At 36.1% G+C, this 14980-nt stretch carries 20 protein-coding genes; 9 read left to right on the top strand and 11 right to left on the bottom strand.

Features of this window, described 5'->3' with window-relative positions:
* Positions 1–174: 174 nt before the first annotated feature.
* The 5 genes from GUU89_RS12325 to GUU89_RS12310 form a co-directional block, all read right to left on the bottom strand.
* Positions 175–906 carry a hypothetical protein gene (locus GUU89_RS12325; protein WP_162128199.1) on the bottom strand — a complete coding sequence of 244 codons (732 nt, stop codon included), beginning with the start codon at positions 904–906 and terminating at the stop codon, positions 175–177.
* Between the two features lie 114 nt (positions 907–1020).
* Positions 1021–1197 carry a hypothetical protein gene (locus GUU89_RS12320; RefSeq protein WP_162128198.1) on the bottom strand — a complete coding sequence of 59 codons (177 nt, stop codon included), beginning with the start codon at positions 1195–1197 and terminating at the stop codon, positions 1021–1023.
* A gap of 175 nt (positions 1198–1372) precedes the next feature.
* The gene (locus tag GUU89_RS12315; protein WP_162128197.1) at positions 1373–1552 is read right to left on the bottom strand and encodes a YegP family protein; all 180 of its coding nucleotides are present in this window, start codon (positions 1550–1552) and stop codon (positions 1373–1375) included.
* 1 nt (position 1553) lies between these two features.
* Positions 1554–1688 (bottom strand): hypothetical protein, encoded by a 135-nt coding sequence (locus GUU89_RS15170; protein WP_262886115.1) that lies wholly within the window; start codon positions 1686–1688, stop codon positions 1554–1556.
* A 186-nt stretch (positions 1689–1874) separates the two neighbouring features.
* On the bottom strand, positions 1875–3221 hold the full coding sequence (locus GUU89_RS12310) for a protein rep (protein ID WP_162128196.1): 1347 nt from the start codon (positions 3219–3221) through the stop codon (positions 1875–1877).
* 166 nt (positions 3222–3387) lie between these two features.
* Here GUU89_RS12310 and GUU89_RS12305 point away from each other — a divergent pair, with 166 nt between their 5' ends.
* Both GUU89_RS12305 and GUU89_RS12300 read left to right on the top strand, forming a co-directional pair.
* On the top strand, positions 3388–5304 hold the full coding sequence (locus GUU89_RS12305; RefSeq protein WP_162128195.1) for a DUF294 nucleotidyltransferase-like domain-containing protein: 1917 nt from the start codon (positions 3388–3390) through the stop codon (positions 5302–5304).
* A 1-nt stretch (position 5305) separates the two neighbouring features.
* Positions 5306–5902 (top strand): 3'-5' exonuclease, encoded by a 597-nt coding sequence (locus tag GUU89_RS12300; protein WP_162128194.1) that lies wholly within the window; start codon positions 5306–5308, stop codon positions 5900–5902.
* A 95-nt stretch (positions 5903–5997) separates the two neighbouring features.
* Here GUU89_RS12300 and GUU89_RS12295 read toward each other — a convergent pair whose 3' ends face one another.
* Together GUU89_RS12295 and GUU89_RS12290 are read right to left on the bottom strand one after the other, a co-directional pair.
* Complete coding sequence (locus GUU89_RS12295; RefSeq protein ID WP_202924446.1) at positions 5998–6501, bottom strand: CAP domain-containing protein; 504 nt, start codon at positions 6499–6501, stop codon at positions 5998–6000.
* Between the two features lie 251 nt (positions 6502–6752).
* Positions 6753–7034 (bottom strand): hypothetical protein, encoded by a 282-nt coding sequence (locus GUU89_RS12290; protein ID WP_162128193.1) that lies wholly within the window; start codon positions 7032–7034, stop codon positions 6753–6755.
* A gap of 99 nt (positions 7035–7133) precedes the next feature.
* Here GUU89_RS12290 and GUU89_RS12285 point away from each other — a divergent pair, with 99 nt between their 5' ends.
* Positions 7134–7988, top strand: a complete 855-nt coding sequence (locus tag GUU89_RS12285) for an aldose 1-epimerase family protein (protein WP_162128192.1) — start codon at positions 7134–7136, stop codon at positions 7986–7988.
* Positions 7989–8009: 21 nt separating this feature from the next.
* Complete coding sequence (locus GUU89_RS12280) at positions 8010–8570, top strand: GNAT family N-acetyltransferase (RefSeq protein ID WP_162128191.1); 561 nt, start codon at positions 8010–8012, stop codon at positions 8568–8570.
* Here the strand turns inward: GUU89_RS12280 and GUU89_RS12275 are convergent.
* The 3 genes from GUU89_RS12275 to GUU89_RS12265 form a co-directional block, all read right to left on the bottom strand.
* Entirely contained in the window at positions 8567–8809 is a 243-nt protein-coding gene (locus tag GUU89_RS12275) for a hypothetical protein (RefSeq protein ID WP_162128190.1), read from the bottom strand. The genes GUU89_RS12280 and GUU89_RS12275 overlap by 4 nt on opposite strands.
* A 66-nt stretch (positions 8810–8875) precedes the next feature.
* Positions 8876–9103, bottom strand: coding sequence for a VF530 family protein (locus tag GUU89_RS12270; RefSeq protein ID WP_162128189.1), 228 nt, complete (start codon positions 9101–9103; stop codon positions 8876–8878).
* Between the two features lie 94 nt (positions 9104–9197).
* Positions 9198–9836: an outer membrane beta-barrel protein gene (locus GUU89_RS12265; RefSeq protein ID WP_162128188.1), complete on the bottom strand. Its 639-nt coding sequence runs from the start codon at positions 9834–9836 to the stop codon at positions 9198–9200.
* A gap of 139 nt (positions 9837–9975) precedes the next feature.
* Here GUU89_RS12265 and smpB point away from each other — a divergent pair, with 139 nt between their 5' ends.
* Positions 9976–10428, top strand: coding sequence for an SsrA-binding protein SmpB (gene smpB / locus GUU89_RS12260; RefSeq protein ID WP_162128187.1), 453 nt, complete (start codon positions 9976–9978; stop codon positions 10426–10428).
* Here the strand turns inward: smpB and GUU89_RS12255 are convergent.
* The gene (locus tag GUU89_RS12255) at positions 10425–11066 is read right to left on the bottom strand and encodes a protein-L-isoaspartate(D-aspartate) O-methyltransferase (RefSeq protein WP_162128186.1); all 642 of its coding nucleotides are present in this window, start codon (positions 11064–11066) and stop codon (positions 10425–10427) included. The two genes, smpB and GUU89_RS12255, sit on opposite strands and share 4 nt — an antisense overlap.
* 97 nt (positions 11067–11163) lie before the next feature.
* Between GUU89_RS12255 and GUU89_RS12250 the strand changes: the two genes are divergently transcribed.
* Genes GUU89_RS12250 through GUU89_RS12235 form a run of 4 tightly spaced genes read left to right on the top strand, consistent with a single transcriptional unit; the run spans position 11164 to position 14950 of the window.
* A complete protein-coding gene (locus GUU89_RS12250) occupies positions 11164–12129 on the top strand; it encodes a Gfo/Idh/MocA family protein (RefSeq protein WP_162128185.1) in 966 nt (321 codons plus the stop codon).
* An 18-nt stretch (positions 12130–12147) separates the two neighbouring features.
* Positions 12148–13035: a 3-hydroxyacyl-CoA dehydrogenase family protein gene (locus tag GUU89_RS12245; protein ID WP_162128184.1), complete on the top strand. Its 888-nt coding sequence runs from the start codon at positions 12148–12150 to the stop codon at positions 13033–13035.
* A gap of 6 nt (positions 13036–13041) precedes the next feature.
* Positions 13042–14259, top strand: a complete 1218-nt coding sequence (locus tag GUU89_RS12240) for a DUF1015 domain-containing protein (RefSeq protein ID WP_162128183.1) — start codon at positions 13042–13044, stop codon at positions 14257–14259.
* 31 nt (positions 14260–14290) lie between these two features.
* Positions 14291–14950 carry a YggS family pyridoxal phosphate-dependent enzyme gene (locus GUU89_RS12235; RefSeq protein ID WP_162128182.1) on the top strand — a complete coding sequence of 220 codons (660 nt, stop codon included), beginning with the start codon at positions 14291–14293 and terminating at the stop codon, positions 14948–14950.
* Positions 14951–14980: the final 30 nt, after the last annotated feature.

The following is a 14980-nucleotide window of genomic DNA, read 5'->3' as shown; positions in this document are numbered from 1 at the left end:
GCATGTTGATTTCTAGGATGCATGCGATTGTATTTTTCAGGATGCAAAGACATATGTCTTTTTCTATTGTCTGTACCGAACTCGTCTTTGTGACGAGGTTCGACATGGGCGCGTGGACGTCCTTTGACGGGACGTTTTTTTACCCACTTTGAAAGGAGTTTAAAGAATCCCATTTTATAAGTTTCTTAAGTCAACATCATGACGCATAAACAAATTGATGATAGCACCTTGCGCTTTTTTGATGTTGACTTTATCAACACCTTTCAACGGCAACTGCAAAATGTTTGCAAAAGAGGCTGTTACTTTACCATCGTTTTTTACATAGGCAATTGGGTCGTTATCTTGCGATAAGGCTCTTAATTCTCTTAACGTGTACTTGCAAGACATACCATTGTCAAAAGTGTAATTTACCTCTTCAATTGAAACATGGTCTGTTAAGATTAATGTATCAAATCCATGAGTTTGAAAATCAGCGTTTTCGTGTTCTGATGCCATTGATTTTCGTTGATACTGATAAACATCATCAGAAAATGTTGGTTCCTCAATACCGTCAAAAGTGTAGGTTTTTGTGTCGTCCAATTGTGATAAAGTAAGGACGATTAAGTCTTTTTCACGTAAATTAATTGCACCGTGTTCACATAACTCCAAAACGCAAACGGTTGCAAAATCGGAGGAGCTTGTAATAGCATCGTCGCCATAGGTACAAGCCAAAATAAATTCTTTAAGCGATACCGTGCCCGGAGTGATTTCGATATCGTCTTTTCCATTTCTTTGGATTTTCAGATTAATTTTTTCGTTAGACAAAGCATCAAATGCCAAATCAGAATAAAAAACAAGGCTTCCTATTCCTTTATTGATGTTTACTGATGCTTGCGCGGTGTTACCGCCGTTAGTTAATACTTGCATATTTTTTTATTTTATGTTTAAATGTTAAGGCAAATTTGAGGTATAAAAAAACCACAAAATTTGAGTTTTGCGGTTTAACGTAGTTTTTGCGTATTTTTGCGTATATAACGTAATTTATCCGATTTTAAAATACATTTTGAAATGATAATAAGTAACTACTTTCAAATCATAGGTACGCTTTATATCAGTAAGATACTGTTGTGCAGTACGTTCTGAAATATTAAATAAAAGACTTTCAATATCTTTTGAAGATAAAGCCTGAAAAGGCTTATAATTGGTTGTATCGCTCATGATTGGCTAATTAAGAAGGGGAGAGGGTCATTCTCCCCTTTGTTTTACATTACGTTTTTTTGGGATGAACCCAACTATAAGAAGTATTGGCGAAAAACATATAAATGCTGATAGGCATACTATCCCAAGAAGTAAACTGAAAATAATTATCAAAGTTGATTTCATGATACTTCCTTTAAATTAAATCGGACTCAAAAACAGCATGAAATACGTCACGCAAATTTTGTTCACAGTCAATGCGATTTTCATAACTTTCAGACGAGGCAAAAATAATTTTGCCATTTGAATTTGATTTGATTCTCGCACGGTGACCGTTAGAGGCATCTTTGTAAAATTCGATAGTGTAATCTTTCATTTTAAAAAAGTGTTAATTGTTTTTGTTGGTTTTGGTTTTTGCGTGCTTTTAGCACATTTTCTACATGCTTTTGTCTAACAGCCTCAAAATGTTCTGAAAATTGAGTATTAAAGGCTTTACATGGTTCATCTTCCAATAATCTTGTAGTTTGACTGTATTGTATGCAGAACCCTACATGAGCCGTTAAAGGGTTGTTTATGTAACCGGAATTATTGAAGTTTTTGCAGTCGCGACAAAAAGACATGGCTAAATAATTTCGGGTCAATTACAACCCAGTCGTTTAAATCTTGTGTGATGCTTAGTTGATTATCGTATTGATTTTTCATGTTATTACGTGTATATTGTTTTTATCAATTTCAATCATTATGTTTTCAAAATCTCGGAAATAAGTTAAGAGGTTGTAAACGCCATCTATTCCGTTTTGCTTCCATTTGTTTATTACAAGGGGTTGCAGGTCATGTTGAGCTATCTTTTTCCAAATAGGAATGGATATCTTAAGCAGAATTTCGTCAATCGTTACTTCGTCAACAATTTCTTGGTCTGTTTTGTTAAGGTCTTTTATTTCATCGTGATATAGTTTAGATATTGATTTGCTAATATTTACATAGTGTCTGCCTTGCGTTTGCTCGACGTATTCACAATACATGCCATACAGATAGGCTTTTTCTTTGTGATTCTCAAAGTCATTTAGAGCGAGCTTACCAAGTGCAGTAAATGGGGTTAAACCCTTTGAGCCTTTGATGTTACCCTTTGTCATTTCAGAAGTGATATCATATTTTGCTAAATAATCGGAGATATCAGAAGTGACCATTTTTTGATTTTGAGCACGAAGCAGGCCGTTATTGTCTTTGAATTTAAACCATTTTGAAATAAAATTCTTTTGGAATTTTTGAATTGAGTTAACATCATTGTGATTGTAGAAGAATAACAAATGTAAATGCGGATGCCATCCGTTTTCCCATGATTTAGTTATTTCTAAGGTTTTAATTTGGCCAATCAAACCAATGTCTTTTTTACCACGAGAATAGAACCTTTGATTTTGAATTGTTCTATAGTTAGATAAAATTTTATCTAATGATTTTTTTAGAGTGTCATGTTTGGAGTGCCTTACAGTCAAAGTCAGAAAGCCTATTGACATTTTTTTTGATTGGTGTGCTGTTATTATGCGCGTGATAAGTTCTTTTTTGTTTTCTGATATCTTAACAGCACAAACGGGACAACGCCAATAGCCACCACAGTTAGCAAGACCATTAAAGAAATAGTTTCCCGTGTCGCTCTTACACATGCTGATATGAGAAGTATCGGGGTGATGTGGAGCATAACCACAAAAATGTATTCTTGGTCGTCTATGCTCTTGAATTTCTTTTATAGTGGAATTGGTTTTAGCTACATTTCGCATGCGGAAAAGCAACGTTTTGTAGATATCTGCAAAATCCTTTGTGTGGTGTAAGTTTTCAGGTAGATTTGAATCGGTGTGGCGTACCAAAACCGTATTATTATCAAGTAGGGTTTTTTGGTTCCCAAAAATTCCCTTTTCAGGGTCTAAGCCCTTGGATTTTTTCATGTGCGAATCTACGCAATCGTGGACCAAATCCGTATGACTGTCATTTGCTGTCATTTTGTATCTTTGTTCATCACTAAAATACTGTTTATCAAAGATTTGCGCCATTTGTGACGAATCATAATTTATATTATGTAAAATAGATTATTTCTAAAGTAACCCATTCTAACTCCTTTATTAGTTTTCAAATCTTTTTAACAATTGCCCCTAACTTGGATAAAGCTTTCTTATTTTTGTCGGTACCAAATTGCATTAAATTAAACTTGTTTGCATCATGAGTAATTCGATAGCTGAAAATATTGCTAACTTCTTAAAAGAATATCCGCCATTTGATTATCTGAGTTATGATGAATTGATTCAGGTCGCTACCAGTATTGGTGTCGTTAATTTGGATAAGCACAAAATTTTATTTCAAATTGACGATAAGCTTCACGATAGTTTTTATGTAGTGGCTTCCGGAGTTATTAATCTTTCTGTAATTGCTGACGCTGAGGAAACCTTATTGAATAAATGTTATGCCGGTGATGTTTTTGGTTTGCGTCCCTTTTTTGCCAAAAACAATTATATGATGACTGCTAAAGCTCGTGAAGACAGTATAGTGTATGCCATTCCTATTAATGTTTTTAAACCTTTTGTGGCACAAAATTCACAAGTTCTCGATTTCTTGCTGGAAAGTTTTGCTACCAATACTCGCAATCCTTTTGATAAAGAAAATCGAGGAAAACTTATTACCGATAATGTTTACACCGAAAATCAAGCTAATGAAATTCAGTATTTTCAGTCTTTAGCTTATAATAAAACGCCGATTAAAATTGCAGCCACAACCATCATTAAAGATGCGGCACAGTTAATGACTGAAAATTTAATTGACAGTGCCTTAATTACCGAGCAAAATCAACCTATTGGTATTGTAACGGATACCGATTTCAGAAGTAAAATTGCCAACGGAAGATTTCCGATTACCAATACCGTTGACAAAATCATGTCCTCGCCTGTTATTACGGTTCCTGAAAATGTTTCTGTGGCTGAAGCTCAGTTATTATTGTTAAAAAACAATGTTAGTCATTTGTGTGTAACCGCTGACGGCTCTGACAAATCTGATGTCAAAGGAATCATTTCTGAACACGACTTAATTGTAGCGCAAGCGAATAATCCGGGTGTTTTGATAAAAGAAATTAAACGTTCTCTTTCACCCAAAGAATTAAGGCAAGTTCGTGAAAAACTTACTGATTTGATTCAAACATCAATCGCTAAAAATATTCCTTTGCCCCATATTTATAATATTTCCGGCGAAATAATAACGGCTATCGTAAAAAGATCGGTTGAATTGGCTATACTTGATTTAGGTTCACCTCCCGCCCGATTTGCATGGCTTAGCATTGGCAGTCAAGGTAGAAAAGAGCAACTTTTACTAACAGACCAAGATAGTATTTTAGTATTTGAAGATGTAGCGGTGGAAAAATACCGTGATGTCAAAGATTACTTTTTAAAATTAGCCAAACGAGCCACCACTATATTAGAAAAAGTAGGTTATGAATTCTGTCCTAACGGTCACATGGCCAGTAATATGCTTTGGTGTAAATCATTGACCGATTGGATAAAACAATACAACAGTTGGATGAAAACGCCGGGTGAAAAATCTAATGATATTAGCAGTATCTTTTTTGATTATGAAATTGCCTTTGGCGAAGGAAAAATTGAAGATGCTATAACAGATGTGATTTTCAATAACTCTAAAAATAACATCTTATTCTTTGATTATCTAGGTAACGATGCCCTGCGCAAAAATCCGCCATTGAATTTTTTCAAAAAATTTAACTTGGAAGAAGATGGTGATCACAAAGGTAAATTTGACATAAAAAACAGAGCTATTATGCCTTTGGTTGATGGAGCTCGACTTTTCGCTATTAATTTGAATTTGAGAGGGATTAACAATACTTATTTGCGTTTCAAGCAATTGGCCATGGTAGATCCTAAATATGCAGAAATCTATTTAAATTGTGCTGATGCCTTTCTTATTTTGTCAAAATTCAGAACGCTTGAAGGACTTAAAAACGACAGTACCGGTGACTTTATCAATGTAGAGGAACTTACTAAAGCCGACAAAGAAAAGCTGAAAAATGCTTTAGGACCGATGAAAGAATTAGAAGAATTAATAAAAGATAAATTCAGATTGACACAATTCTCATAATATGCTAGATTGGATTAAAAATATCAATAAAGAATATCCTGAATTTTGGAAATTGTATTTGGCTAAGTTTGAAACGAAATCCAATAGATATGTTATCTTAAGTACCGAAACGACAGGCTTAAATCCGAAGAAAGACGTGATACTTTCCTTTGGAGCTATAGGTGTAGTCAATGATATCATTAAAATTGGGGACAACTTTGAAGTGGTTATTTTACAATACAAATATCTTCATGATAATGGTTTATCCAATGAGTTTTTGATTGAAAGCAAACTATCTAAGTTGGCGGAACCGCAGGCCATTCAATCCTTAGTAGATTATATTGGGAACGCTGTATTGGTGGGCCATCGCATTCATTTTGATATTGAAATGATTAATGAAGCCCTGGAAAAAATGGAATGTGGCAAGTTGAAAAATGAAGCTTTGGATATTGAAATCATGCATCAAAAATTATTGGATATAACCAATAAATCATTCTCTCTGGATGACTTAAGTAAGTTGTATAAAATACCGCAAAGCGAAAAGAACTCAGCTTCTGAAGACGCCTATTCCATCGCTTTATTGTTCTTAAAACTCAAGACCCGTTTAGGATTTAAATAAACTAAAAAACCCACTTGGGGAAGTGGGTTTTTAGATCTGTCAAAATCAAACAAAACAATAATCAAACTATTATTTTCTCTTTGTACGAATGGTTATTAAGGTAATTTTTTAATAAACATGTTGGTGTAATATTTTCTCCCGGATACCGGGTCAGTCGTTACGGAAATTCCGAAATGGGTAAAATTCCCTTCAATGTTGGCTCTGTGTGTCGGACTGTTCATCCAAGCACTGAAAGCGCTTTCTGCAGTGTTGTAATTGTAAGCTACGTTTTCGCCTACTCTTTCTGCTCCTAATACTTGTTTGAAATTGTCTGAGCGTTGTTGAAAGTAATCGTGGTTTACCACTTTATTCTCAATCATGTAAAGATTGTGCTCTTCTGATTTGTAAGAGATGTGATTGATTACTTCTAAAGTATTCAATCCAATGCTTTGACGGTAATTGTTGATTAAAGTAACCAGCTTTGACTCAGTGTCGTTGTAATTGTAGGTAGTTACAACTTTTTTGTCTGCTGTAGTGTCTTCAGAAGAATCGGAAGAACAAGATACCATAGTGAACACGATTGCTAACGGCAACAATGCTCTAAACATTTTTGCTTTCATAGTAGTAGGTTAAGTTTTTTAATAAAGTAGATGTGGGGCAAACACTTTATTGAATTAATATTGACAGAACGTATTGTTTGATTTGGTTAGACAATTTTACGTATTTTATCGTTTAAAACACAAATAAAATCGATAAACTACACTTTTTATTGTTTTATATAAGAGTAATTCTTACTTAAGTGCATTTCATCGATGCTGAAATTGCATACCGCCAAAACTAAAAAACCACTCCGAAGAGTGGTTTTTTTTGATTAAGCCGATTTATAAATTCGGTTTATGGGGATGGAATGGCCTTGCTTGAGTATGACTCGTTGATCGGTTACCGCCCAAACGGTAGTTTCGACTACTTTTTTAGATTGGTTGTCTTCAAAATAAATTCTGATTTTAGAATGTTCCAGATTTCCCAAAGCCAAGGCTCTGTTTAAATCAAGATAGCGTTGCTGCATTTCTTCTCGGGATTGTAAAACATCTGTTTGCGGAAAGGAAAGGAGCTGAATTTTGTCCTTATCAATAGCTTCGAAATTTGGTTTCATAATGCATAGGATTAAGTTAGTATACGATTAATGGGCAGAATAAAATTAAACAAATATATTTGCGAACCAAATTTTTCAATTAAAAAATACAATTCCGGTTTGATTACAACTATCTCAAATTCAATACTCTCGGTCACTATTGATTCTAAGGGAGCCGAACTTCAATCGTTGCAAAATGTTAGTTCCAAAAGAGAATACATTTGGGAAGGAAACCCCGAATATTGGGGAAAACACTCCCCTGTGCTCTTTCCGATAGTGGGGACTTTAAAAAACAATTCGTATCACTATCAAAATAAATCTTATAAACTATCGCGTCATGGATTTGCCCGCGATATGGATTTTAAATTAATATCAAGTGAAAATAATAAAGTAGTTTTTTCTTTACAATGTAATGAAGCCACAAAGCAAGCTTTTCCCTTTGAATTTGAATTGCTGGTGACTTATTTGTTGGTTGATGCCGAATTAACTATTACTTATACTGTTATTAATCAAGGGAAAGGAGTCATGCCCTACTCTATTGGTGGTCATCCGGCTTTTGCTTTGAATGATTCGTTTGAGAAGTACAGTTTACAATTTGAAACTGATGAAAAGTTGTTAAGTTATGCGCTGGAAAATGATTTGCTTTCCGAGAACAAGCGGGAAATTCAGTTGAATACCGGTCGATTACCACTGGCTTATTCTCTTTTTGAGCGGGATGCTTTGATTTTTAAATCGTTGTCATCAAAGCAAATTCAGATTTTTGAAAATGAAGTGCCTTTATTGAACTTTAAGTTTAGTGGTTTTCCCAATTTTGGTATTTGGACTAAGAAGAATGCTCCGTTTATTTGCCTGGAACCTTGGGCGGGGTATTCGGATACTTTGGCTGCCAGCGGGAATATTATTGAGAAAGAAGGTATTCAACTGTTGGCTGGTAAATCTTCACAAGAGTATCGTTTTAGTATAGAAATTATCTAATTTTACGAAAAAAGAAAAAGCATGCTTACGATTAATTTCCACCCCTTTCAAAATTTAGAGACTGAGCGTTTAGTGTTGCGTCGTATTGATGAAAACGATGTAGAGGAAGTATTTGCTATGCGAGGGAATCCGGAAACTATGAAATATATACCGCGTCCTTTGGCTAAAACCAGAGAAGATGCCTTGGAGCATATTGCCATGATTGAAGAAAAGATAGCGAGTAATGTTGGGATTAATTGGGGAATTACTGTTAAAGGAAGTAACAAAATCATTGGTATCATAGGGCATTACCGAATTCAACTGGAGAATCATCGGGCGGAAATTGGCTATATGTCATTGCCTGAATATAATGGTAAGGGTTATATAACTGAAGCGATAAAGGCTGTAGTGCGTTATGGTTTTGAGCAAATGAATTTACATTCGATTGAGGCCGTTATTGACCCTGATAATACGGCTTCGGAGCGGGTTTTACTAAAAAACGGTTTTGTTAAAGAAGCTCATATTTTGGAAAATGAACTATGGGAAGGTAAATTTTGGGATACGGTCATTTATTCCTTATTGAGACGGAACTTTACTCCTTAATTTTTATTTACCCATGTTACTTTCAGTTGTGCAGGTTCCATCTCGGACTCGGCAGGTTGGATATCGGAGCGTGTAGGTTGGATTTCAGGCGTGGTAGGTTCGATTTTAGGCACGGCAGGTTCAATTTCGGGCGTGGCAGGTTGGATATGGGAGCGTGCAGGTTGGATTTCAGGCGCGACAGGTTCAATTTCAGGCGCGACAGGTTCGATTTCGGAGCGTGCAGGTCGCATTTTAGGCATTGGAGGTCTTCTTTCGGAGGGTGTAGGTGTCGTTTCGGAATCTTCAGCTAATTTGTTGTTCCTTTATTATTTGAGTTTCGGCAAGGTTTTGATGTATAATGTTTCTACTTGTTTGCGAGCCCAATCGGTTTTTCTTAAAAAGGTGAGACTCGATTTTACAGATGGGTTTTCACGGAAACATCGAATTTTTATTAATTCGCCTAAAGTATCAAAACCATAGAAATCCACTAGTTGTTCTACTATCTTTTGAAGGGTAACTCCGTGAAGCGGGTCTTTGGAAGGTGTATTTTGCATGATACAAAAATAGCAAAAAAAACCGCCAATCAATCAAGAAAGGCGGTTCCTAGCATCCGACCGAAGTCGGACCACTAACCTATTAACTCATAAATTAAAACACGAATTTGAATCCGAAAGATAGCGGAGAAGTCAAGTTTGGACCACTACCACCTAATAAATCAACATAAGCCGGATCAACAGTAGCCACATGAGCTACAGAGAAGTTGGTAACAGTCGTTTTGTCTCCACTGTCAGGTTTGATAGTTGTTTGGGTAAAATTGGCTAAGTCATATGAGAACTCAACTGAGAAATTTTTGGTAACAAAGAAATCCACACCACCTGACATGGCTAAACCGAATTGGTTTACTTTAGTATTTGATTCTTTTTCTTTACCTGAAATGATTGGTGCGGCTAATTGTCCGAAGAAATAGAAGTTTCCGGCAACATTCCAATATTTTCTAATTAATGGTTCAACCACAATTAAATTGGTGTTGGCAGCAGTTCCTGAAGCGTTATCAGCTTTGATATTAATTGAACCAATTCCGGCTCCAACTGTTACAGAAGGTGAAATAAAGTAACCGGCTAATGGCAAAATCATAGTATTGGTTCCTTTTACATCACCTGTTTTAGATTGTTGGTATCCAATTTGAGCTGTGGCCCACCATGCTCCTTTAAGGCCTTGACTTTTTTCTTGTGCTTGAGCAGTTAATGACATTAAAACAATTCCTGCTGCTAATAATAATTTTTTCATTTTGATTATAGGTTTAAAATTATAGGTCAAAATTAGGCGGAAGATTTTGCTGAGAAACTGATATAAATCATAGTTTAGGTATTTTTTTTATTGCTAATTTCATCCCAAATTGAAGCAATAGTTATACATTTGCCGTCCTATGTTGAAAACGATAAACATCCTTAATAAGCGCGCTAAGTTCGATTACGAAATAATTGAAACTTACACAGCAGGTATCGTTTTAACCGGAACGGAAATCAAATCTATCCGATTAGGAAAGGCCAATATTACGGAAGGGTTTTGTGAGTTTCATCGTCATGAATTGTTTGCCATTAATACTCAAATTGATGAGTATTTGTATGGAAACCAGTTTAATCATAAAGCCAAAAGTGAACGCAAATTGTTGTTGAACAAACGAGAACTGAAGAAATTGGAAAGAGCTATGGATACCAAAGGTTTGACCATTATTCCGTTGAAATTGTTTACCAATGAAAAAGGGATTGCCAAATTGGACATTGGGCTTTGTCGAGGAAAGAAAACCTATGATAAACGTGAAAGCTTAAAAGAGCAAGACACTAAGCGTGACTTGGATCGAATCAAAAAATCGTTTTAATTTTTATCTTCTAATAACGGTACAAAACGGAAATCACCAAACTCGTGTTTTTCGAATTGGGTTTCGTTTTTGCGAATGAGCATGGTCATTACTTGTTCGTTTTCGCCTACCGGAATTACCAGCCTGCCTCCTATTTTTAATTGTGCCATTAACGCTTTCGGAATAATAGGTGCCCCGGCCGTTACAATAATACTGTCAAACGGAGCATAATTGGGCAAACCTTTGTACCCGTCACCAAAAGACAAATGTTTCGGACGAATACCCAGCTTTGGTAATAAAGAGGACGTAATTTTAAACAATTCGTTTTGTCTTTCTACCGAATACACTTTGGCGCCAAGCAAACATAAAACAGCCGTTTGATAGCCGGAACCGGTACCTATTTCTAAAATTTTATCTTCCTTTTTTACTTGTAGCAATTGGGTTTGAAAAGCTACTGTGTAAGGTTGTGAAATGGTTTGATTGGCGGCAATAGGAAAGGCTTTATCTTGATAGGCAAAGTCTTCAAAGCTTGAATTGAGAAACAAATGTCTGGGAATTTTACGAATAGCCTCTAAGACATTTTTATCTGTAATGCCTTTTTCTTCCAATTGTTTGGCTAATTGATTTCGAAGTCCTTGATGTTTGCTGGTGTCTTTCAATTTGGGTTGGGATTTATTCGGTAAAAATAGAAAACAAATTAACAAATATCAATTACCATTTATCAATTAATTTCTATTTTTGGTAAAATTTATTTTTATGCTTAAAGTTGGCGTTTTAGGTGCCGGTCACCTCGGAAAAATACACTTACGTTTATTACAACAATCTGACAAATACGAACTCGTTGGCTTTTACGACGAAAACCATGAAAACGGTGCTAAGATAGAAGCCGAATTTGGATACAAACAATTTGATACTATTGCTAAACTCATCCATGCTGTGGATGTGATTGATATTGTTACTCCTACCCTTTCGCATTACAAATGTGCTAAAGTAGCTATCAAATCGGGCAAACATGTTTTTATTGAAAAACCTATTTCTACCACGGTTGAAGAAGCGGAAGAGATTATAGCCCTTGCCAAAGAATATAACGTTAAAGGACAAGTGGGACATGTAGAGCGTTTCAATCCGGCGTTTACAGCGGTAAAAGATATGATTGACAACCCGATGTTTATCGAAACCCATCGTTTGGCTGAGTTTAACCCGCGTGGTACAGATGTACCGGTGGTTTTGGATTTAATGATACATGATATAGATGCCATATTGAGTGTGGTAAAATCAAAAGTAAAAGCGGTTCATGCCAGTGGTGTTTCGGTTTTAAGTCAATCTCCCGATATTGCAAATGCTCGTGTAGAATTTGAGAACGGTTGTGTGGCCAATATTACTTCGAGCCGTATTTCAATGAAAAACATGCGTAAGTCGCGTTTCTTTCAAAAGGATGCCTACATTTCAGTTGACTATTTAGACAAGGCTTGTGAAGTAGTTAAGATGAAAGACGCTCCGGAAGTGCCGGGTGACTTTGATATGATATTGCAAAATGCTGAAGGCGAAAGAAAACAGATTTATTTTGCCAACCCGGAAGTAAGTCATAACAATGCTATTTTGGATGAATTGGACACTTTTGCGGATGCCATCAACAACAATACCACCCCGATAGTAACTTTAGAAGACGGTACCGAAGCCTTACGAGTTGCTTACATGATTATCGACTCGATGAAACAATAAACAAACTAAACCAATATAATGAAAACAATAGCTGTAATAGGCGCAGGTACTATGGGTAACGGAATTGCCCATACTTTTGCACAAAGCGGTTTTACCGTAAAACTAATTGATGTTTCCGAAAAATCATTGGAAAAAGGCATGGCAACGATTGCTGCCAATTTGGACCGAATGGTAACTAAAGGAAGCATTACCGAAGCAGACAAACACCAAACCATAAGTAACATTATTACTTATACCGATATAAAAGACGGCGTAGTAGGAACCGATTTAGTAGTAGAAGCTGCTACTGAGAACGTAACTTTAAAGCTGAATATTTTCAAACAACTGAGTGATATTTGTGATCATAATGTGATTTTGGCCACCAATACTTCTTCCATTTCCATTACGCAAATTGCGGCTCAAGTAGTGCATCCGGAGCGAGTTATCGGGATGCATTTTATGAATCCGGTGCCGATTATGAAATTGGTTGAAATCATTAGAGGGTATAACACTTCGGATGAAGTTACTAAAATCATCATGGATTTATCGGTTAAATTAGGTAAAACTCCAACGGAAGTAAATGATTATCCTGGCTTTGTGGCTAACCGAATTTTGATGCCGATGATTAACGAAAGTATTGAAACCTTATACAATGGTGTTGCCGGAGTAAGTGAAATTGACACGGTGATGAAGTTAGGAATGGCCCACCCAATGGGACCTTTACAACTGGCCGATTTTATTGGGTTAGATGTTTGTCTTTCTATTTTAAACGTAATGTATGACGGTTTCAAAAACCCGAAATATGCCCCTTGCCCACTTTTGGTTAATATGGTGATGGCGGGTAAATTAGGTGTAAAATCGGGAGAAGGATTTTATGATTATGCTGAATCGAAGAAAGCAGAAAAAGTAGCGAAACAATTCGCTTAAACTACTATGAGTAAAATAATTCCTTTCAAAGCGGTTCGTCCAACGCCTGATAAAGTAGCGTTGGTGACTTGCAGAAATTACGATGATTACAGTTCGGCTGAGCTTGCGGCTTGGTTGAGCTTTAACCCGTATTCTTTTTTGCATGTTATTAATCCGGCCTATATGCATTCGCAAAAAATTACTTTGGACAAACGGTTTAAAGGGGTGGCTCATAAATACCAAGATTTTAAAGAAGAAGGTGTTTTTATGGAAGAAGACCAACCGGTTTTCTTTTTATATGAAATCCAATCCAAAGCGCAATCCTTTACCGGAATTGTAGCCGGGACTTCGATTGAAGACTATAAAAACAATGTTATCAAAAAGCACGAAGATACCTTGCAGTATCGGGTAGAATATTTCAAAGATTATTTGCATCAAACGGGGTTTAATACAGAGCCGGTTTTGATTACTTATCCGGATAATGCAGCGTTAAACGCTTGGATTGCTGACAAAAAGAAAAGCCAGCCGATTTATAATTATTCTACTACTAATAAAGAGAAACACCAGCTTTGGAAGATTGATACCGCAGCAGAAATTATTTGGTTGCAAACTCAATTTGACACTATTCCTGAACTTTACATTGCTGACGGACATCACCGTTCGGCTTCGGCAGAATTGCTGTATGATGAAGACAAGCATTTGGGCAACCAAAACCTGAACTATTTCATGAGTTTTTTGATAGCCGAAAGCAACGTCAAAATATACGAATACAACAGAATCATACGGGATTTGAATGGCTTCTCTAAAGAAGATTTTGTTGAAAAACTATCCGAGTATTTCATCATTAAAGACAAAGAGCAAGAATTGTGGAAACCACAAAGTAAGTTTGAATTCGGAATGTATCTCGATGGTAATTTTTATGCCTTGTTTTACAAGCAGGAAAACAAACAGCCTTCTATTTTGGAGAATTTGGATGCTCAGATTTTATACGACAAAGTGCTGCAACCCTTATTAGGCATAGAAGATTTGCGAAACGATGAACGTATTGAATACATTCCGGGAAAACAATCGATACTAACCATTAAAGAATTGGTAGATGAAGGTGAGTTTGAAGTTGGCTTTATGCTCTACCCTTCTGATATTTCGGAAATCAAAGCCTTGGCTGATAATAATTTAATCATGCCTCCTAAAAGTACTTATATAGAGCCCAAGTTCAGAAGCGGATTGATGGTGTATGAGCTTTGATTAGAAAATAAGTCAATTTGAAAATTTGAAAATGTCAATACAAGAAAACCTCCTTAGCATAAAAGCTTCTTTACCGTCTCATGTTACCTTGGTAGCGGTTTCTAAAACCAAACCGATTTCCGATTTGATGGAGGCTTATGAGGCCGGACAACGTATTTTTGGGGAGAACAAAATCCAGGAAATGACCGAAAAGTGGCAGCAAATGCCCAAGGATATTGAGTGGCATATGATTGGACATGTGCAATCCAACAAAGTGAAATATATGGTGCCGTATGTAAAACTGATTCATGGGGTTGACAGTTTGAAGTTGCTTAAAGAAATCAACCGTCATGCGGTACGGTGGAGAAAGAACATTAATTGTTTGTTGCAAATTCACATAGCCGAAGAAGACACCAAGTTTGGTTTGGATGAAAAAGAATTAGAAGAAGTACTAAAATCCGAGGAATTCAAAACGCTTGAGAATATTAAAGTCATTGGCTTAATGGGCATGGCTACGTTTACTGATAATCAGGAGCAAATAAAAAGAGAATTTGAGCATTTAAAATCAATTTTTGACAAAAACAAATCACGAAATACCAACAACTGCCAACTGAATACCCTCTCTATGGGGATGTCGAGCGATTATCCACTGGCCATTGATTGTGGCAGCACTATGGTTCGAATAGGAAGCAGTATCTTTGGAGGAAGATAATTTAAAAATGTACCAATCTGAAAATTTGAA

It is taken from the genome of Flavobacterium phycosphaerae, from assembly GCF_010119235.1.
In the GTDB taxonomy this organism is placed as follows: domain Bacteria; phylum Bacteroidota; class Bacteroidia; order Flavobacteriales; family Flavobacteriaceae; genus Flavobacterium; species Flavobacterium phycosphaerae.
The sequence above is the reverse complement of the archived record's forward strand: the minus strand, read 5'-3'. Positions and strand labels throughout refer to the sequence as shown.